Below are 19368 nucleotides of genomic sequence, written 5' to 3'. Positions count from 1 at the left end.
ACGAGGACGCATCTCGGCAGGGGCGGCGCCTGAGGGGGTGCCCGATGGAGAGCGCTGAAGACGACCAGGCTGTCGAGCCGGTACAGGACCCCGAGGACTCGGCGGTCGACCGTTTGCAGGCGGAGCTCGAGGCATCGTTGTCGGCCGGGTTCGCGCCTGACGGGTGGGAGCGCCGGATCTCGTGGCCGTCGCACGGCACGAAGGGCTTCTGGATCGCCGGCGCGGGGAGCGTCCTCGGTCTGGTCGCGGCATGGGTGGCGTGGGGCTGGAAGGCCGGGTTGGCTGCGCTGGTGCTCGTCATCGGGCTGGCGTTGCTGGCGTCGTGGCGCAGCGGACCACGCGTGGGTGACGAGATCACGGAGTCCTTCACGCCTCCGGACGAGGTCCTGCTGAACCTCGGCATCGCGGGCCACGAGCTCCTCACGCTGCAGCGGAGCCGGCCGACGTTCTCGGTCAACCGGCAGGCGACGCCCGCCGACCGCCGGAACGTCCGCCTGGGAGCGATCGCGATGGGCGCGATCCTCGTCGTCGACGGGGGACTCGTCCTGCTCCTCGAGTCTGACCGCATCTCCCCGTCCACCTTCCTCCGGTCCGGAGCGATCGTCTCGGCCGCGGTCCTGACCGGGCTGGCCTTATGGGCGTGGCGACGTATGGGCCTCGTCATCCGGGCGTTCGGCCCGCGACCCGACAGGGATCCCACGCAGGACACCGACGAGGACCTCCTGGACGTCGCCACCTCCGGCGGCGGGGCCGTCGACGCACTCGTCGGTGGCGTGCTCTCGAGGCTCCCGCTGCCGGTCGCCCGCGTGGTGACGGTCGCGATCCTCTTGCTCGTCGGGGCGCTCGGCGTGCTCGTTGCGTTCAACGTGGCCCCGGACGAGAGTGAGCTGTGGTCGTCGCTCACCGCGGGAGCGGACCTCCTGCTGTTCCTGGCTGCGGGCGCCCGGGCCTTGATCCTCCTGGCGATCGGACTGGTGCGACGGGATCGGGCTCCCGCGGTGGCGGGTGTGCAGTCGCTCGTGCTGATGGGCGGCCTGCTGCTCGCCGCGATGCTGTTCGGGTGGCTGGACGAGTGGCGGGCAGTGATCTCCTGGGTGCTCGACCGGGTGGCGTGATCAGGCGTCGACGATCTGCTGCAGGGCGCTCCGCAGGTCCGCCGCGAGAGCGCCGGTCTCCGGCACGACGTCCGGGTCGGCGATGACGGTGACGGTCAGCCCGCCCGCGTAGGAGAGCGCCGCGAACGCGACGCCCACGTTGCCGGCGGTCACGGTGATCGGCACGACCCGCACGATCGGCGCGCCGGCGAACGCCAGCGGTCGGGTGGGGCCCCGGAGATTGGTGAGGAACGAGTTGACCAGGCGCTGACGGTCGACGACCCACCGGAACAACCCGACCGCGGCCAGGAGGCGGAAGGTCGGCCCGACGAGCGCGGCCGAGGCGCCCCGGGTCTGCGTCTTGCGAACCCGGGTGCCGCGTGCGACCTGCGCGACGCGCTCGGCCATCCCTCCCGTGACGGGCACCCGGACCGGCATCACACCGACCCGGTTGCCCAGGTCGCCGCTGGTGGTCGAGGACCGCCCCGAGACGGGGACCGAGACCACGAGCTCCTCGACGTGCTCACCGCGGCGGTGCAGCGTGCGCGCCATCGCCTCGGTCAGCGCGACCAGCAGCACGTCGTTGACGGTCCCACCGTGGCGACGCCCTGCCGCCCGCACCGGGTCGAGGTCCACCTCGACGGTGGTCACCTGCCGCCGTGGGCCGGTCGGTGCGTTGAGCGAGGACCGCGGGGCGTGTCGGCGTCCACCTCCTGCGAGCTCGACCCGGCCGCGGCGCATGTGTGCGAGGGCCGCCGGCAGCCCGCGCAGCATGCGGACCCGCTCCTGCGTGCAGTCGAGCAGCAGGTCTCCGGCGCGGGGAGTCGCACGTCGCACGGTCGGCGCGGCGGCAGGCGTCGACCCGTCGTCGTCGACGAGCCGCGCGAGCACCGCGAGGCCACCGATGCCGTCGGCGAGCACGTGGTGCAGCACCACCACCAGCGCGACCCCCCCGTCGTCCAGCCCGGTGATCACCACCGCGCGCCACAGCGGCCCGGAGCGCGGCAGCGGGCGGGCGACGGCCTCGACAGCGGCGTGGAGCAGGGCGTCCTCGTCGCCCGTGCCCGGACACCGCACCCGGGACACCTGCTCGGCGACGTCGAAGCCAGGATCGTCCACCCAGTAGGGGCGACCCAGCCCCCACGGCGGTGTCACCAGGCGCTGGCTCAGCCGTGGGATGGTCGCGATCCGCGCAGCGAGCGCGGCCTCGACCCGCGCCGCGCTCGTCCCGGTCCCCCCGGCGAGGAGCAGCACGGCGCCGACGTTCATCGGCACCGGGCCCACGTCCGTGGCGAGCTCCACCAGGTCGCCGGGACTGAGGCGCTCGACCGTGCGCGGGTCAGCGCTCACGGCAGAGCCCATCGCGTGCGATCACGCCGTGGGCGTCCCGTCTCGCCGACCGACGACGGCGAGGAGCCTGAGGTCCTCGGCCTCGAGATCGGGGACGTCGACGAGGATCGCGAGCGTCGAGGTCGGCGGTTCGCTGAGTCCCGCGCCGGACGTCGTCGCCGACTGCGTGGCCAGCGCCGCGTCCGGGCCGTTCTCCGTGAGCTCCTTGATCGCGGCCGGAGCCGACTCGGCTGCTGTCGGTTCCTCGACGACCGCGACGTACCGGTCGAGGACGCGCGTCAGCACCTGCTGGGCGTACCCGAACACCAGGGCGATGACGAGCGCCTGCGCCAGCGTGTCGTAGGTGACGGACGTCAGCACCTTGGCGGACACCAGCAGGGCTCCCAGCATGCCGAACAGCGCACCGCAGGCGATCTTGATGGCCACGAGGGCAGGCGCCGGGTTGAACCAGCGGGTGTCGATGCGGTCGTTGCGGGCGTAGGTGATCGCGGAGACCAGTCCGCCGAGCGCTCCGAAGACCAGGACGAGGAGCAGGAAGACCCAGGGTGCCATCGCCAGCGCGGCGCTGTCCGTGCCGTTCGGGATCGTGAGGAACGGGTCGTCCGGGAGCCAGCCCTGCGCCACCAGCAGCCCGACCACCGCAGCCCAGGCGATCAGCGCCAGCACGGACGTCAGTCGGGAGTTGTTGCGCATGGTCTCGAGGTGGTGCGCCGAGACGGCGTGGCAGCGCACGATGACGTCCCGCGCCCGGTCCGCCCGGGCGGCCGCAGCACGTGCGGCGTCCAGCGTGGCGATGGCCTCGTCGGCCCGCGCGAGCGGCAGCGTGGTCCGAGCGTGCTCCGCGGCGCGCCGGGTGAGGACGACGACGTCGCCGTGAGCCCGGTCGACGGTCTCCTCGGCGTCGTGCAGCGCGTCCCAGACCACGGCGATCCGCTGGTGGCGGAGGTGTGGCCGGTCCCTGCCGGGCGCCGGTGCCTCGAACAGCGCCTCGACCCGGTCGGACGCCTGGGTGAGCAGCCCGGCGTCGGCGCCGTCCACCCCCCGGAGACGAACGATCTCGCCGCGCAGCTGGTCAGCGCGATTGACGGCGTCGGCCCTCCACGCGCCGTGCACGACCTCGTGCAGCCAGTCGACCATGCCGCTCACCCCCTGCGCTCGAGTGCCTTCTCGATCGACGCTCGTCCTGGTCCGCAGGTGCCGTCCAGGGCCGAACGTCCCCGACCTCCGACGTGCGCTCGAGTCAACGACCTACCGTCGAGGCACGACGGCCGGCGTGTGCTCGTCGCCGAGCCGCGCCCGCCGCACCCCGGTGGCTAGCGACACGGTGGCGACGACGACCAACGTCGCCCCGGCCACGACGAGCGCGGCGCCATAGCCGACGGCGTCGCCGAGCAGGCCACCCAGCGGCGCGGCGACGACGATCACCGCGCGGTTGGCGGACCGCCTGGTGGCGTTGGTCCGACCCTGCAACCGGTCGGGTGTGGCGGTCTGCCAGTAGGCCATCTCGTTGGCGTTCTCGGCGCCCATGCACAGACCGAGCAGCAGCTGCCCGAACGCGAACAGCACCCAGGCGCGCCCGCCACCCCACGTCCCGTCGACCGCTCCGGCGGGGACCAGCAGGGCAGCCGCCGCCATCAGCCCCCACGCCGTCCCCGTGCCGAGCCGGGCGCCGATGATGACGTGCCCCGCGCCCCACCGGTCACCGAGACGCACCGCCACGGAGGCCCCCACGAGCGCCCCCACGCCCGCCGCGGCCAGCGCCAGGCCCAGGGTGGCAGGGCTGAGGTGCAGCGTCCGCAGGGCGAAGGGCGTCATCACGGCACCCGCCACGGCCGAGCACGCGAACCACGCGTGGGTGGTGAGCGCCAGCGGCCGCAGCGTCGCGTGCCGGTAGATCCAGCGGAGGCCCTCGCGGATCTCGGGGCCGATGTCGCGCACCCTGCGCACCGATCCGCCTCGGGGCTCGTCCAACGTGACGGTGATCAGGAGGACGGCCGAGACGAGATAGCTCACGGCGTCGACGAGCACCGCGAGGGGCGCACCCAGCAGCTGCACCAGACCGCCCGCGACCGCCGGCCCGCTCGCCTGCGCCACGGCGTCGGACTGGTCCAGCCGGGCGTGCGCGGGTCCGAGCAGCCGCGTCGGGACGAGCCGGGGGACGAACGACTGGAACGCCGCGTCGCCCACCACGGTGCACAGACCGAAGACCGCCATCACCCCCGCGAGCCAGCCGACGGTCAGGGAACCGGTCGCGGACAGGACGGGGATCGCCGCGAGCGCGACCGCGCTGAGCAGGTCCGTCGCGACGAGCAGCGGTCGGCGGCGGACCCGGTCGACGAGCACCCCGGCGAGCAGCCCGAACAGCAGGTACGGCACCCACCGCGCGGCGTTGACCAGCCCGACGTCCACGGCGTCGCCGGCCAGCACGTCGACCACGAGGACCTGGATCGCCAGGACGGTGATGTAGCTCCCGAACGCCGAGGCCGTCGAGGCGGTCCACAGGCGGGCGAAGCCGCGCGACTCGCGAAGGGTTGGCGCCGGTGGGGTCACGCGTGCTTTGTATCGCACCCGCGTCGCTCAGGCCCGGAACCGTTCGGCGCCGGGCGCCGACCGGCCGGGGCGACGAGCCCGCGGCGCTGCACGTCCGGTGACTGTCAGGCGTCGAATCCCGTGGGGCGGATCAGCCGGGCGGGGACGCCCGCGACGATCGCGTCGGCCGGCACGTCCTTGGTCACGACGGCGCCCGCCCCGATGATCGCGCCGTCGCCGATCGTCACGCCCGGCACGATCGTCACGCCCGCGCCGAGCCAGACCTTCCGGCCGATGACGACGGGCGCGGGGACCATGTCCGCACGTCGAGCGGGGTCGGTCGCGTGGTTGAGGGTGACGACGGTGCTCCCGTGACCGATGAGCGTGCCGTCACCGATGGTGATGCCGCCGGCGTCCTGGAACGTGCAGCCCATGTTGATGAAGACGTCCTTGCCGAGCGTCAGGTTCTTGCCGAACTCGCAGAAGAACGGCGGGAAGACCGTCACCGACTCGTCCACGGGCCGCCCGGTCAGCCGCGCGAGCAGCGCGCGCACCTCCTCAGGCGTGCGGTAGCCGGTGTTCAGCTCCGCGAGCACCCGCAGCGCGTCCTGGCCGGCCCGGTGCAGGAACGCGTGCTGCGCCGAGCCTCCCTCGATGACGGCCCCGCGGCGCACGTGATCGCGGAAGCCCTCCAGGTCGACGTCACTCATCGCGGGACCGACGGCAGGTCGGCCGCCCACGAGGCCAGCAGGCGCAGGCGCTCGGCCGACGGCGAGCCCGGCTCGGCGGTGTAGACCAGGAGCACCTGGCCCGGTTCGGCGGTGATGGCCAGCTCCTCGTAGGCGAGGGTGAGGTCGCCGACCACGGGGTGGTGGAACCGCTTCGTCCCGGCGCCGTGGGTGCGCACGTCGTGGGTGCCCCAGAGCCGGCGGAACGTCTCGCTCTGCGTCGACAGCTCGCCGACGAGGTCCTGCAGGCCCGTGTCGTGCGGGTCCCGGCCGGCCTCGGCGCGCATGATCGCGACGCACATCTCCGCGAACAGGTCCCAGTCCGGGTAGAAGTCGCGCGCCGCGGGGTCGAGGAACTGGAACCGGGCGAGGTTCGGGGTGCGGCCGCCGTCGCCGATGACGGGCGAGTAGAACGCGCGGCCGAGCGCGTTGGTGGCCAGCAGGTCCTGGCGCTGGTCGCGCACGAACGCGATGCCGTCGGTGATCGCGGACAGCGCCCACTGCAGGCTCGGCCGGGGTGTCGACGACCGGGTCGAACGGCGGCGCGGCCGTCCCGACGAGGGGATGCCGTCGGCGGCCCTGGCCAGGTCGAACAGGTGCGCGCGCTCGGTGTCGTCGAGCTGGAGGGCCTGCGCGACGGAGTCGAGCACCGACGCCGACGCCCCGCCGATCGCACCCCGCTCGAGCTTGGCGTAGTACTCCACGCTCACTCCGGCCAGGATCGCGACCTCGCTGCGCCGCAGGCCGGGCACGCGGCGGTTGGTGCCGCCGAGGACGCCCGCCGCCTCGGGGGTCACCTTCGCCCGTCGCGACATGAGGAACTCGCGCACGTCCGCTCGGTTGTCCATGCTCCCGACGGTAGGCCGCGCGGCGCCGACGAGGGAGTCCGTGCGAAGAGGTGCACTGCCGGTACACCCCTCAGCAGGGACTCCCCACCCCGCGCCGCGTCCGGTTGCCTGGTGGGCACACCCCCAGAGAGAGGCACCACCACCATGCGCGCAGTCGTCATGTACGCCCCGGGCGACGTCCGGGTCGACGAGACCGAGCGGCCGACGATCGTCGAGCCGACCGACGCGGTCATCAAGCTCGCCGCCACCTGCATCTGCGGGTCGGACCTGTGGCCGTACCGCGGCACGGACGCCGTCGACCACCAGCCGATGGGCCACGAGTACGTGGGCGTCGTCGAGGAGGTCGGCTCCGCCGTCCAGAACGTGCAGGTCGGCGACTTCGTCGTCGGGTCGTTCTTCGCCTCCGACAACACCTGCGAGATCTGCCTCGCCGGCTACCAGACCCACTGCGTCCATCGCCAGCCCGGCGCCCTCCCCGGCGCGCAGGCCGAGTACGCCCGCATCCCGCTCGCCGACGGCACCCTCGTCGCGACCCCGGGCATGCCCGACGCGGACCTGATCCCGTCGCTGCTGGCCGCGTCCGACGTGCTCGGCACCGGCTGGTTCGCCGCCGTCGCCGCCGAGGTCGGACCCGGCAAGACCGTCGCGGTCGTCGGGGACGGTGCCGTCGGGCTGCTCGGTGTCCTGGCGGCCAAGCAGCTCGGAGCGGAGCGGATCATCGCGATGTCCCGCCACGCCGACCGGCAGGCCCTCGCCCGCGAGCTCGGCGCCACCGACATCGTCGAGGAGCGCGGGGACGCCGGCGTCGCACGGATCAAGGAGCTCACCGGCGGGCTCGGTGCGCACTCCACGATCGAGGCCGTCGGCACCCAGGAGTCGATGATGCAGGCGATCCGTGCCACCCGCGCCGGCGGGCACGTCGGCTACGTCGGCGTCTCCCACGACGTGGCACTGCCCGGCCAGGAGCTCTTCTTCTCCGGCGTCCACCTGCACGGCGGCCCCGCACCGGTGCGCCGCTTCCTGCCCGAGCTCATCACGCTCATCTGGGACCGGCAGATCGACCCGGGAACGGTCTTCGACCTCACCCTGCCGATCGAGCAGGCCGCCGAGGGCTACCGGGCGATGGACGAGCGCCGCGCCACCAAGGTGCTGCTCACCTTCTGACCGACGGTCAGGCGGCCAGGTGGAACGTGCTGGCGAAGCGGTCGAGGAGCTCACCGCGCCCGTGCAGCACCTCGACCACGCCGGTCGCGATCGCGCGGTCCGGGGCGAGCTCGCCGGAGATGACCCGGCGGAGCCCCGGACCCGCGGCGAACGCGAGGTCGACCGGTCCGTCGCCTCGCGTCACCTCGAGGGTGGAGCCGTCGACCCGGACGAGCAGCTCGGCCGGGCCGACTCGTGCCCCGTAGGCGGTCGCGGGCAGGTGCGCCGCCACCTGCGGACGAAAGGCGGTGCGCAGGGTCATGGTCATCGAGTCGGGGGTGATGACCTGTTCCCCGCGCGGATCGCCCATCGCCTTGAAGCCCCAGGCCCCGAGCGCGAGCACGACGGGCTCGAGCTCGCGGCCGTAGGGCGTCAGCTCGTAGATGACGATGCGTGAGCGCGGTGCGCGCCGGATGATGCCGGCGGCCTGCAGCTCCTTGAGCCGCGCGGCCAGGATGTTGGTCGGGATGCGGGGGAGCCCTGCGGCCAGCTCCCCGTAGCGGCGCGGCCCGACCAGCAGGTCACGCACGATGAGCAGGGCCCAGCGCTCACCCACCAGCTCGAGGGCCTGCGTGACGCCGCAGTACTGCCCGTACTCGCGTGCAGCCATCGGCCTCAGGCCTGCTGGTCGGCGAGCGCCTCGGGAGCCGGCGCGGCGGCGGGGTCGAACCAGCCGAACTCGAGGATGTTCCCGTCGGGGTCGGTGAGCTGACGCTGGTACATGAAGCCGTAGTCCGAGGCGGGTCGCTCCTCGACACCGCCCGCGGCGAGCCCGTCGGCAGCCCTCGCGTCGACCGCCTCTCGGCTGTCCAGGTAGACGACGGTCGACACCGACGGGTTCACTGCCGGGTCGCCGAGCGGCTTGTCGGTGAAGCTCTGGAAGAACTCGCGCACCAGGACCATGAGGTAGCTGTGGTCCTGCTCGACGACGAAGCACGCGGCGTTGTGGTCGGACATCTGCGGGTTGAGGGCGAATCCGACCCCTGTGTAGAACGCCTTCGCGCGCTCCAGGTCGGTCACGGGCAGGTTGACGAACATCGCGGTCATGGTGCTGCCTCTCGTGGGTCTGGTTCGTGGCGATACCGACACTTGCAAAAAACAAGTGAACCGTCAAGACCCAAGGTCGTCGATGACGTGCCGGAGGAAGCGACGCGGGTCGTCCAGGAACCCGCGGTACCGCTGTACCAGCTCCAGCTCGTCCCAGTCGCAGCGCCGCAGGCCCCAGTCGCCGACCTCGTAGATCGTCGCGCCCGGGATCGCCGCCAGCACCGGTGAGTGCGTCGACAGCAGGACCTGCGACGGCGTCGTGCGCACCAACGTGGTCAGGTGCGAGACCAGGGCGAGGCACCCGGTGAACGAGAGCGCGGACTCGGGCTCGTCGAGCAGGAACAGGCCGGGGTATCGCGGCTTCATGCGTTCGGTCACCAGCGCAAGGAACGACTCGCCGTGCGACATCTCGTGGAACACCGGCTCCGGCCCGCCGCCGGGGTTGTCCTCGAGGTACGAGTAGAACGAGTGCATCGTCTCGGCGCGCAGGAAGAACCCGCCCCGCGGGGCGCCGATCTCGCGTTCCAGGCGCAGGTACCGCCACAGCTCGGACTCGGACCGGCGAGTGGCGTGCCGCGATCCGGTCGAGCCGCCCTCGGCCCCCATCCCGAACATCATGGCGACGGCCTCGACGAGCGTGGACTTCCCGGCCCCGTTGTCGCCGACGAGCACCGTGACCTGGTCCAGCGGCCAGCCCTCGCGCAGCACCTGGGCGACGGCGGGCACCTGCGTGAACCAGGCGTCGAGCGGAACGGGCTCCTGGTCCTGCACCCGCACGGCGCGCACGGGCAGGGGGCTCATCGGGCAACCTCACCACACGCGACGGTGCGTCACGCCAGCCCGCCGACGTAGACGCCCTGCGCCCGCAGCTCCTCGATCCCGGGCGTCTGCCCGTCCAGGCCCTCGACGTCCACCCCGAGCAGTGCGGGTGCGTCGAGCAGCGGCCGCAGGTCGGTGACGGGGTTGCCGCCCACCCAGAGCTCGTCGAGCGCGGGCATCGCGGCGAGCGGCGCCACGTCCGCCACCTGGTTGTCCCGCACGTCGAGCATGCTGAGCGACCCCGCGCCCGCCAGGGGCGACAGATCCGCGACGGCCGCGTGCGCGACGTCCAGCTCCAGCAGACCGACCGAGGTGGCGAGCGGCCCGAGATCGGAGACGCCGGTGTCGGCCAGGCCGACCCACTGCAGCGTCGTCGTCCGTGCGAGCGGCCCGAGGTCCGTCACGCCGGTGTCCGACAGCCCGAGGTTCGTCAGCGGGAGCCCGCCCAGGGCCGAGAGGTCAGCGACCGCGTCGTTGCCGGTCAGCCGCAGCGACGTCAGTCCGGTCATCGCGGCGAGCGGACCGAGGTCGGCGACGTCCTGGCCGGTCAGGTCGATCTCGCGGACCGAGGTGAGGTTCTCGATCCCGGCGAGAGACCTCACCTGGTCACCGCTGCCGTCCCACGGGCAGTCGATCGTGTACACCTCGTCGAGCCGCTCGGGCGCGAAGGCAGTGTGCTCCACGCACGCCGCGAGCACGGGGTCGGCGACGACGTCAGACACCGTCTGCCGCTGCGCCACCCGCACGCCGACGGTGATGCCGAGCGCGACCACGAGAGCACCCGCGGTCGCCCAGCCGACCAGGCGCCGACGTCGCGCCTGCGCCTCGCTCACGGGGACGACCCAGTGCGCGAGGAGCCGCCACGCCGCGAGCGCGCCCCACCCGGAGACCACCGCGGCGATGCCGGCGACCAGCGCCAGGGCGAGCGCGCCGTCGCCCAGCAGCACGGCTGCCACCGTCGGCCCCCCGCGGTACCGCCCGGCCGACAGGACCGTCCACGCGATCCACGCACCCGCGGACAGCGTGGTGCCCAGCGCGCCGAGGGTCACGAGCGCCGCCCCCACGACGACCGCACCCCGACGACGCGCCAGCGCGCCACCGCCGGCGACGCCGGTCCCGACGGCCAGGAGCGCCAGCCAGACACCCGCGAGCATGCGCGGCGACCCGACAGTCCAGTACCAGGACCGGGTCGCGAGGCTCAGCGCGGTCGGGTCGGCCGTCACGACCAGTACCGCGTAGCCGAGCAGCACGATCCCCGAGACGACGACGCCGACGACGATCCGGGCCGCGCGCGACGACGGTCCGGCCGGCCGGAGTGCGGCGACGAGCACGAGCGCGACCGCAGGTACCAACCCGAGCGCGAGCGTGAGCGCCGGCAACCCGTCCGCCCGTACCGCGCGGAGCAGGTCGCCGACCGCCGACTGCGGTCCCTCCCCGAGCATCGCCCGGAGCCCATCGCCGAGCAGAGCCCCCGTGCCGTTGCCCAGCAGCGTCCCGGCGGTCCAGAGCGCCAGCAGCGCGACGACGCCCGCGCCGACCCGTCGCACCGCATCGGCGCGCGTCATCTCCGGCACTCGCATCTCCTGTCCGTCGCCCCCGCCGGGCAGCCGGCGCCTGGCGACCGTACCGAGCCGACGCCGACGTCCGCCGAGGGTCGGTGTCAAGGTCTCGTGAAGGCCTCGTCCTGATCGCAACCGACCGCGATGATCGGGTCGCGCGGCGTGTCCGGACGACAAGGTGGACAGCGGAAGGGGGCACAGTGATCGCCTGGCTCAACCAGCTCGTGGACCTCGTGGAGGAGCACCTCACCGAGGAGCTCGACGTCGTCCGCCTCGCCGCGGCGCTCGGCACCACCGAGTACCACCTGCGTCGCATGTTCTCCTCGCTGGCCGGGATGCCGCTCTCGGAGTACGTGCGCCGTCGGCGCATGACGGTCGCCGCGGCGGAGGTCGTCATCGGGTCCGGGGACTTGCTCGGCATCGCCGTGCGCTACGGCTACGGCTCGGCAGAGGCCTTCGGGCGGGCGTTCCGGTCGGTGCACGGCGTCAGCCCGGGACAGGCCCGGCGCGACGGTGGCCCTTTCCGCACCCAGCCGCGCCTCAGGTTCCGCCTGACCGTCGAAGGAGCACTGCCCATGGACGTCCGACTCGTCTCCCGACCCGCCTTCCGCCTCGCCGGGCACGCCGCGCGAGTGCCACTCGTGCACCACGGGGTCAACACCGCCATCCAGCAGCACGTCACCTCCCTGACCCCGCAGGAGCACCAGCGGCTGAAGGACCTGGGCGACGCGGAGCCGCACGGGCTGCTCGCCGTGAGCACGGACATCGACCCGGACCGCCAGGAGGGCACCGAGCTCACCTACCTGCACGGGGTGGCGGTCACGGACGCCGTGGACGTCCCCGACGACCTCGACGTCCTCCCCGTCCCGGCGGGAGCGTGGGCCGTCTTCCGCGCGGCGGGTCCCTACCCGGACACCCTGCAGGCGGTGTGGGCCGCGACGGCGACCGAGTGGTTCCCGTCCAACCCCTGGCGCCTGCGGCCCGGGCCCGAGGTGGTCGCGGTGCTCGACCGCGCCGACGACTTCAGCACCGCCACGGTCGAGCTCTGGCTGCCGGTGGAGGCGGGCTGATCCGACCGGCGGTCGCATGGGCCTGGCGACGCGCACGGCTCGGGCGACGAAGGCCAACTAGCCCAACCGGGGGTCGTCGGTCGGGACCCTTGCGGTGGGCCCGTCCGGACCACCACCATCAGGGCCGCGGCTGGCACGGTGCCGGCAGCCCGACCTCCGGAGCGTCCCCATGTCGCAGAACCCCGTTCCCGCACGTCCGACCGCGGCCTTCGTCGGCGCGTCCTGGGTCGCCCTCATCATCGCGATCGGTGCCTTCGGCATCGGACTGTGGAACGCGGAGCTGGTCCCGTCGGAGAAGGGCTTCCTCGGCACGTTGCTGCTGCTCGGCCTGTTCTCCGCGATCGCGGTGCAGAAGTCGGTCCGGGACCGGGCCGAGGGCGTGCCGGTGACGGCGATCTTCCTCGGCCTGTCGTGGGCCATGGTCCTGACCTCCCTCGTGCTCGTGTCGGCCGGTCTGGCGAACGCGCCGCTGGAGCTCTCGGAGAAGGGCTTCTTCGGCCTGGGCTTCGCGATGGCGCTGTTCTCCGTGGTCGCCGTCCAGAAGAACGTGCGCGACCTGGCCGCCTCCGGACCTGCGCCCGCACTGCCGAAGCTGCCGGTCGAGCCGGACGTCAAGGCGACCGTCTGGCAGTGAGGCTCGACCGGGCACCTGCCTGGGGTTCACGACGGGGGACATGCAGGGATGTTCCGCCTCGTGCCGCCCACGTATTCGGCCTAGTGCGGGACCGTGTCCCCGATGTGCGCCAGCGAGTTGATCGCGACGACCGGACCGACGAGGAGGACCACGAGCGCCACGACGAGTGCGGCACCCGCCAGTGCCCACGCGGTCGTCGTGAGCTCGGGTGCCCCCCGGAAGGTCGCGTTCTGGTAGTCGCGCCAGGCTCGGACGCACAGGAACACGGCCACTGCTGCGCCGGCGTACCAGATCGTGTCCGCGCCGTGCATCACGATCCCTATCGCGCCGGTCACCAGGAGGACCACGAGGGCGCTGCCGAACATCGTGAGACCCCGGCGGCGCAGCCTGACCGCGTCGTCGAGCCGGTTGCGCTGGTACGCCTCACCCTCGACCACGCGGTCGGCGAGGTTGAGGGACTGGCCGAGCCGCCCGACGGGGAGGTTGCCGAACGTCGAGGTCGGCACCTCGACGGCGACCGGAACCGGGGCGGGCGCGGCGTTCGGCTTCGTGTGCTCGGTCCACGTCGCGCCGTCGAACCAGCGCAGCACACCGGCGGTCACGCCGTCGTCGTACCAGCCGGCGGCGGGGAGCGAGCTCATCCGTCGATGGTCCCAGCGCCCCGTGGGCCGGCCCGCGGGTTCCACGCCGATTCACCCGGATGCGGCATAGGTGTCGTTCCTAGCTCGCAGTCTTGCCGAGCAACGCGTCCGTCTGGGCGTCGGGCATGAGCTCGCGGACGTCCTGCGCACAGCGGCATCCGGCGGCGATCTTGGCGGCCCACTCCAGCGCCTCGTCGCGTGACGCCACGTCGACGACCGCGAACCCGCCGATGACCTCCTTGGTCTCGGGGAACGGGCCGTCGGTGACCATCCCGTCCGTGCCGACGACGCTCGCCTGCTGYCGCTCGAGCCCGCCGCCGAACACCCACACCCCGGCGTCCGCGGCCTCCTGCATGACCGCGTGCGAGTCCCGGCTCACGTCGCCCCAGTCCCCGTCGGGGATGTGGTCCATCGCGCCCTCGTTGAACGAGATCAGGTACCGCGGCATCGCATGACTCCCTTGTCCCGGCGGCCGCCACCGGCGGCCTCTCACCTGTTCCACGAACGACTCACCCGGATCCGACACTGTGCCAGGCAGTCCCTCTGGTGTCACCGCGTTCAGCCGGACGATCCGTCCACACCCCTGAGCAGCGCAGCCGCCTCCTCGTTCTCGGGGTCGAGGTCGACGGCCCGACGCAAGAGCTCGGCCGCCGGGCGGATGTCGCCGTCGACCAGGTGCGCCCACCCGGTCATCGCCCAGGCCGGCGACGAGTCCGGTCGAACGGTCGTCCACACGTCCAGGAGAGGTCGGACCAGCTCGGGGCGGTGCAGCTCGATCGCGCCCCAGACGGCGTCCTCGAAGTGCCCGTCGTCGACGTCGACCTGGGCGGGAACGCTCCGCTCCAGCCGGTGGAACGTGTCGACCGCAGCCTCCGTGCCTCCCGCCATCAGGGCTGCCGCCACCGGCAGGGTGATCGGCTGGAGCGGCGCGTCGACGTCGGCCGCCTCGGTCGGCAGGTCCAGCGCAAGGTCGAGCGCGGCTCGGACGACGACGCGGACGGGGGCTGTGTTGGAGTTCGCCAGCACCACGACGCCGGTCCCGCGGTCGGGGATCAGCGCCAGGCGCGAGTTGAAGCCGGGATCGGCGCCGCTGTGGCCCACCATCCTGTGCCCGCGGTAGGTGCCGAGGTGCCACCCCAGGCCCACCGACTCGCTCCACGGCGGCTCCCCGACCTCCGCCTGCGGCTGCCACATCCGCTCGGGTGCGTCGGGGTGCGCGAGCGTGGCGAGCATCCACCGGGACAGCTCCGTGACGCTGGAGTGCAGCGTCGAGCTGGGCGCGTGCCGGCGCGTGTACGGATAGGCGCCGGGCGGGACGACCAGCGGTGCGCCGACGTGCGGGGAGGAGGCGAGCTCCGACGGGACGTCCGCGCGCAGGAACGTGCTGTGCGCCATGCCCGCCGGATCGAGGACGAGGTCCTTCATCGCCGCCTCGAACGTCCTCCCGGTGACGGTGGCGACCACGTGCCCGAGCACCTCGTACCCGGCGTTGCAGTAGGCGAACTCGGCGCCCGGGTCGGTGGCCAGGCTCGCGGTGGACAGGCTCCGGACGAACTCGGCCAGGGCGTCGTCGCCCAGCTGCGGGTCGTGCCACCCGTAGTCCACGACGTCCGGGATGCCGCTCGTGTGGGTGAGCAGGTGGCGCAGGGTGACCTCGCCCTGCCGACCGTCGGCCAGGGTCAGCTCGGGGATCCACCGCACGACCGGGCCGTCGAGGTCGAGCACGGGCGGCCCGGCGGTCGCCAGCTGGTCGACTGCCGTCGCGACGAACAGCTTGGACACCGACGCCAGGTGGAACAGCGTGTCGGGTGTGACGGGCTCGCCGGTGCTCAGGTCGCGCGTCCCGAACCCGCGCGCCAGGGCGAGCTCACCGTCCTGGACCACCGCGACCGCGAGGCCCGCGAGTCCGTGCGTCCGCATGAGCTCCGCGACCAGCGGCCAGGGCGACGTCTCCGCCCGGCGTTCCAGAGCAGTCATTAGCACCCCCTCGTGCCCACGGACGGCAGCGTAGGGCAGCGAGTGCTCAGACGGCTGCGAGCGGCCGGTCCGTGCCTGCGGCGGCGAGCGGCGCGTTCGCCTCCAGGACCTCGCGGTACGGACGCAGGTGCGTGAACAGCTCGTCCCGCAGCGGGTTGCGACGCCGGGTCACGATGACGCGCACCTGGTAGACGGCGACGGCGACGTTGGCCGCGAGCGACAGGGCCGACACCACGAACAGGGCGCTCTCGTCGTGCGAGGACGCGACGGCGAACTGCGAGGACGTGACGAACGTCGGGACCGCCATCGTGAACATCATCCACAGGGCGAGCGTGTGCGCGCGGTGCTGCAGCCAGGCGCCCTTCTTGAGGAAGAACGCGGGGATCGTGCAGGAGATCAGCAGCGCCGCACCGGCGTAGAACGCGTGGTCGCCGACGCAGTTGTAGACGTAGGCGAAGTTCCACAGGTCGTACGCGATGATCCAGAACCAGAGCATGTCGGGCCAGATCATGTCCTTGGACCTGTCCCGCGACACGATGATCCCCACCCAGCCGCAGATGGTGAGCGCGTTGAGGATGCCCGCGATCCCGTTCATGTAGTTCCAGACGCCACCGACCATGAACACGCCGTCGTGCATGCCCTGCAGCCCCGCCACCTGGAAGTCACGGATGACCGCCTCGCAGATGTTGACCGCGAGGATCAGCGCGGGGAAGAGCAGCATCCAGCGGTTCTTGGAGAGTCGGTCGACGTACCGGAGCAGCATGAAGCCGAGGCAGCCGGCCAGAGCCGAGTAGACCTTCACCCAGTGGAACCAGGTGCCGGTCGAGGAGCCCTCGCCGGCGGTCGACGGCCACACGAACACGGTCAGGACCAGGGGCAGCGCGACGAAGAACGCGAGCCCGGCCCACTTCCAGCGGCGGGTGACCTCGTTGAGGACGATCAGGGCGCCGAGGACGACGAACCACATCGCCCACGACTGCCAGCCGATGGTGTCGAACAGGAACATCGTGACCTCCTCGCGGACCGCCCGTGGCCCGCATGGCTCCGGGTGTGCTCGACGGTAGGAAGGCTGCGCCCCGGCGGGCACTGGACACCCGGCGGGATGTGTCCAGCGAGCGGCTCGCGGGGGCTTCGTCGGGCGCGGTGCCGGCCGTCTCTTGGGACCTTCGACCCACGGTGACGAGGGGTGCACTGGCCGTTGATGGGGGTGTGAGCCACGACGGGAGTCAGCACGCGCGCCGCACGGACGCGCGCGACGCTCTGGCGACGGCGCTCAAGACCCGGCTCCGGTCGGAGCCGCTGGCCAGGGTCACGGTGACGCACCTGGCCCAGGACTGCGGGCTGACCCGGCAGGCGTTCTACTACCACTTCCACGACGTGCAGGAGCTCGCCGTGTGGGTGTTCGAGACCGAGGTCGCGGAGCAGGTGCGCGTGTCGGCCCACCACGACGAGTGGGCGGACGGGCTGGTGCGGCTGATGGGGTACCTGCGGGACAACCGGTCGTCGACGACCGCAGTCCTCGACGGGCTGGGCCGAGCGGGGCTGGAGCGCTTCCTGTTCTGGCACATGAGGCCGGTGACCGAGGCCGTGGTGGGAGAGGTCGGTGGCGGGGGTCCGGCGAGCCCGGCCGACCGTGCGCTGGTCGTCGACTTCTACACGTCGGCCGTCCTTGCCGTGGTGCTGCGGTGGGTCTCGGACGGGATGGTCGGGGACCCGTACCGGCTCGTCGGCGACGTGGAGCTGATGCTGCACGGCTCCGTGCGGGAGTCCGTCGCGCGCCTGGACGCCCGGGCGCGCGTGGCCGGTCGGGGCCCTGGCTAGAGGACGACCTCGACGACCTTGCGGATCGCGAAGTCGCCGCTGCGGATCTCGACCTCCTCGCGCGCGACCAGGACTGCTGAGCCGTGGTCGACGCGGTAGGAGACGTCCCGGGTGTCCGGCAGGAGGACCAGCTCGGAGTCGCTGCGGCCATCGCAGCGGAGCTGCCGCTCGAGGTCTGCGATCGCGCGACCGAGAGACTCGTCGACGTCGACCTCGTAGCCGTCGGACGGTGCAGCCTCGACGGCGTCGACCACGGCGACGGTCCGGTCGGAGACGCTGCACACGGTGCCCCCCGCGTCGAGCGTGACGCTCACGTGACCGTCGTGGCCACGGGCCATCGGCGTCCCGTCGTACACCTGCCGGAAGTGGGCGGTGAAGTCGGCGATGGCCGTCTCGGTACGGTCGCCGTCCTGGCTCGCGCCGCCGTGCTCGGTCACCGTGAGGGCGTCGAGCACCAGCTCGGTGTCCAGCTCCAGAGACCGGACCGTCCGCTCGGCGATCTCCCTGGCGGCGTCCACGTCGATCGGTCGGGCGTAGCGGTCCGGCTCGGCCAGGAACGCCTCGTAGGACCCGTCCGGCGACAGGACGAGACGGGGGCCGACGAGGGCGTCGCCGCCGTCGTCCCGGTGCTCGGGATCGGGCGAGGCCGCGGACGCGATCCACGGCCGGAGCCCGAACCGGTCGCCCAGGTTCCGCGCGACCTCGTCGTCGACAGGCCGGCGCTCCACCGAGAGGCGCATCGGTGACGGCGGCACCGTGATCGTGATGACGACCTCGATCACCGTCGGGCCAGCCCATCTCCACCAGTACCAGTTGTCGGAGACGGCACCGCCGTGGAACAGGCGCTCGTTCCAGAGCCGGTCCTGTGCCTCTTCCGCGGTCGCGCCGCAGGCGGTGGACGACGGCCGGTGGTTCGTCAGGGTCGAGAACGCCGCGTCCTGCCACGACTGGCTGAACGACTTCCCCTTGTTCCACTCCCGGAAGAATCCGGCGCCGAGTCCACCGACGTCGTAGGTGAGCCCGTCGAAACCGAAGATCATCCGCGCGCCCTTGTTCGGTTCCGCCCAGGTGCGCCAGGGGTTCTGGCCCCCCTGCATCTCGAGCGAGTGGCAGCCGTGGAGCATCAGGTAGCGCAGGCGCTGGTCGCCGAACGACATCCGCGTGGACTCGGCCAGGAACCTGTTGTCCCAGGTGCGGCCCATCGCGGCGACGTAGCGGCCGTCCGCCGCCATACCCATGTGCGTGTACGTGTGGAGCACACGGACGGAGTCCATGCCGAGGCTGTCCTGCCAGTTGTCGTACTCCCGGTTGAACCGCCACTCGCGCACGTCGTCGTCCTGCGCGTGGAAGTTGACCCCGTTGAACTGTCGGACGTAGTCGAGGAACGCCTTCACGTCGTTGTGCGGCGTGCTCAGGGCCGCGTCCCCATTCGGGAACACCTGCACCGAGACACCCGCGTACATGTTGTCGGCCACTGTTCTCCCTGACTGTGCGTCGCCCCCGCCCAGTGCGGGCTTCGGGGAGAAGGAGCGCGACCGTTTCCCTGGTGATACCGCCCTGGGACGATTGCCCGCGTGACACAGAACGCGGCGCCGGCAGCGCAGGGGTGCATCTTCTGCGCCGTCGTGGCCCGAGAGGCCGAGGCCAGCGTGGTGTACGAGGACGAGACCGTGATGGCCTTCATGGACCTGAACCCCGTCACGCCCGGCCACCTGCTCGTCGTGCCGCGCGAGCACGCGGTGGGCCTCGACGACGTCGATCCAGCCACCAGCGCTCACGTGTGGTCGGTCGGTCACGACCTGGCACGAGCCTTGCGACGCTCGACCCTGCGCTGCGAGGGGATCAACGTCCTCCTCTGTGACGGCAAGGCTGCTTTCCAGACGGTCTTCCACTTCCACCTGCACGTCATCCCGCGCTACGTCGGAGACGGCTGGACCCTCAGGTCCGAGCCGCCGGAACGCGACAGGTCGCTCCTCGACGGCGACGCGCGGGCGATCAGAGCCGCCGTCGCTTCCTACCCCGCCCGGTCGGGGGAGAATGGGTGACAG

20 protein-coding genes are annotated in these 19368 nt (G+C 72.5%); 6 read left to right on the top strand and 14 right to left on the bottom strand.

Translation table 11 applies throughout. The annotated features are described in order from the left end of the window. Positions 1 to 44: 44 nt before the first annotated feature. Positions 45 to 1115: a hypothetical protein gene (locus tag AC1DXT_RS17025; protein ID WP_477062488.1), complete on the top strand. Its 1071-nt coding sequence runs from the start codon at positions 45 to 47 to the stop codon at positions 1113 to 1115. Here the strand turns inward: AC1DXT_RS17025 and AC1DXT_RS17020 are convergent, their stop codons facing one another. From AC1DXT_RS17020 to AC1DXT_RS17000, 5 genes are all read right to left on the bottom strand, one after another. After that, positions 1116 to 2444, bottom strand: a complete 1329-nt coding sequence (locus AC1DXT_RS17020) for a wax ester/triacylglycerol synthase domain-containing protein (protein ID WP_477062487.1) — start codon at positions 2442 to 2444, stop codon at positions 1116 to 1118. A 21-nt stretch (positions 2445 to 2465) separates the two neighbouring features. Further along, complete coding sequence (locus AC1DXT_RS17015) at positions 2466 to 3581, bottom strand: hypothetical protein (RefSeq protein ID WP_477062486.1); 1116 nt, start codon at positions 3579 to 3581, stop codon at positions 2466 to 2468. A gap of 111 nt (positions 3582 to 3692) precedes the next feature. Next, positions 3693 to 4994, bottom strand: a complete 1302-nt coding sequence (locus AC1DXT_RS17010; protein ID WP_477062485.1) for an MFS transporter — start codon at positions 4992 to 4994, stop codon at positions 3693 to 3695. Between the two features lie 104 nt (positions 4995 to 5098). Next, complete coding sequence (locus AC1DXT_RS17005; protein WP_477062484.1) at positions 5099 to 5683, bottom strand: sugar O-acetyltransferase; 585 nt, start codon at positions 5681 to 5683, stop codon at positions 5099 to 5101. Beyond that, the gene (locus tag AC1DXT_RS17000; RefSeq protein WP_477062483.1) at positions 5680 to 6549 is read right to left on the bottom strand and encodes a helix-turn-helix transcriptional regulator; all 870 of its coding nucleotides are present in this window, start codon (positions 6547 to 6549) and stop codon (positions 5680 to 5682) included. Before AC1DXT_RS17000 ends, AC1DXT_RS17005 begins: the two co-directional genes overlap by 4 nt. Before the next feature lie 144 nt (positions 6550 to 6693). On the opposite strand from AC1DXT_RS17000, the gene AC1DXT_RS16995 reads away from it, so the two are divergent. Then, a complete protein-coding gene (locus AC1DXT_RS16995) occupies positions 6694 to 7713 on the top strand; it encodes a zinc-dependent alcohol dehydrogenase family protein (RefSeq protein WP_477062482.1) in 1020 nt (339 codons plus the stop codon). 7 nt (positions 7714 to 7720) lie between these two features. On the opposite strand, the gene AC1DXT_RS16990 is transcribed toward AC1DXT_RS16995, so the two are convergent. From AC1DXT_RS16990 to AC1DXT_RS16975, 4 genes are all read right to left on the bottom strand, one after another. Continuing rightward, positions 7721 to 8362: a winged helix-turn-helix transcriptional regulator gene (locus AC1DXT_RS16990; protein ID WP_477062481.1), complete on the bottom strand. Its 642-nt coding sequence runs from the start codon at positions 8360 to 8362 to the stop codon at positions 7721 to 7723. 5 nt (positions 8363 to 8367) lie between these two features. Next, positions 8368 to 8799 (bottom strand): VOC family protein, encoded by a 432-nt coding sequence (locus AC1DXT_RS16985; protein ID WP_477062480.1) that lies wholly within the window; start codon positions 8797 to 8799, stop codon positions 8368 to 8370. 63 nt (positions 8800 to 8862) lie between these two features. Beyond that, positions 8863 to 9600, bottom strand: a complete 738-nt coding sequence (locus tag AC1DXT_RS16980; RefSeq protein WP_477062479.1) for an AAA family ATPase — start codon at positions 9598 to 9600, stop codon at positions 8863 to 8865. Positions 9601 to 9629: 29 nt separating this feature from the next. Further along, entirely contained in the window at positions 9630 to 11192 is a 1563-nt protein-coding gene (locus tag AC1DXT_RS16975; RefSeq protein ID WP_477062478.1) for a leucine-rich repeat domain-containing protein, read from the bottom strand. Between the two features lie 185 nt (positions 11193 to 11377). Between AC1DXT_RS16975 and AC1DXT_RS16970 the strand changes: the two genes are divergently transcribed. Beyond that, positions 11378 to 12247 carry an AraC family transcriptional regulator gene (locus AC1DXT_RS16970; protein WP_477062477.1) on the top strand — a complete coding sequence of 290 codons (870 nt, stop codon included), beginning with the start codon at positions 11378 to 11380 and terminating at the stop codon, positions 12245 to 12247. Between the two features lie 169 nt (positions 12248 to 12416). Further along, a complete protein-coding gene (yiaA, locus tag AC1DXT_RS16965) occupies positions 12417 to 12881 on the top strand; it encodes an inner membrane protein YiaA (RefSeq protein WP_477062476.1) in 465 nt (154 codons plus the stop codon). An 80-nt stretch (positions 12882 to 12961) separates the two neighbouring features. Here the strand turns inward: yiaA and AC1DXT_RS16960 are convergent, their stop codons facing one another. From AC1DXT_RS16960 to AC1DXT_RS16945, 4 genes are all read right to left on the bottom strand, one after another. Next, positions 12962 to 13522: a DUF2510 domain-containing protein gene (locus AC1DXT_RS16960; RefSeq protein WP_477062475.1), complete on the bottom strand. Its 561-nt coding sequence runs from the start codon at positions 13520 to 13522 to the stop codon at positions 12962 to 12964. Positions 13523 to 13601: 79 nt separating this feature from the next. Beyond that, the gene (locus AC1DXT_RS16955) at positions 13602 to 13970 is read right to left on the bottom strand and encodes a YciI family protein (RefSeq protein ID WP_477062474.1); all 369 of its coding nucleotides are present in this window, start codon (positions 13968 to 13970) and stop codon (positions 13602 to 13604) included. A 110-nt stretch (positions 13971 to 14080) separates the two neighbouring features. Next, positions 14081 to 15499 (bottom strand): serine hydrolase, encoded by a 1419-nt coding sequence (locus AC1DXT_RS16950; protein WP_477062473.1) that lies wholly within the window; start codon positions 15497 to 15499, stop codon positions 14081 to 14083. Positions 15500 to 15545: 46 nt separating this feature from the next. Further along, a complete protein-coding gene (locus tag AC1DXT_RS16945; RefSeq protein ID WP_477062472.1) occupies positions 15546 to 16505 on the bottom strand; it encodes a DUF5692 family protein in 960 nt (319 codons plus the stop codon). Between the two features lie 203 nt (positions 16506 to 16708). On the opposite strand from AC1DXT_RS16945, the gene AC1DXT_RS16940 reads away from it, so the two are divergent. Beyond that, positions 16709 to 17320: a TetR-like C-terminal domain-containing protein gene (locus AC1DXT_RS16940; RefSeq protein ID WP_477062471.1), complete on the top strand. Its 612-nt coding sequence runs from the start codon at positions 16709 to 16711 to the stop codon at positions 17318 to 17320. Here the strand turns inward: AC1DXT_RS16940 and AC1DXT_RS16935 are convergent. Next, complete coding sequence (locus AC1DXT_RS16935; protein ID WP_477062470.1) at positions 17317 to 18795, bottom strand: DUF6345 domain-containing protein; 1479 nt, start codon at positions 18793 to 18795, stop codon at positions 17317 to 17319. The genes AC1DXT_RS16940 and AC1DXT_RS16935 overlap by 4 nt on opposite strands. A gap of 99 nt (positions 18796 to 18894) precedes the next feature. On the opposite strand from AC1DXT_RS16935, the gene AC1DXT_RS16930 reads away from it, so the two are divergent. Then, complete coding sequence (locus AC1DXT_RS16930; RefSeq protein WP_477062469.1) at positions 18895 to 19365, top strand: HIT family protein; 471 nt, start codon at positions 18895 to 18897, stop codon at positions 19363 to 19365. Positions 19366 to 19368: the final 3 nt, after the last annotated feature.

Source organism: Cellulomonas sp. P1_G12_2 (assembly GCF_056405535.1).
This window is presented reverse-complemented; position numbering and strand designations above follow the sequence as displayed.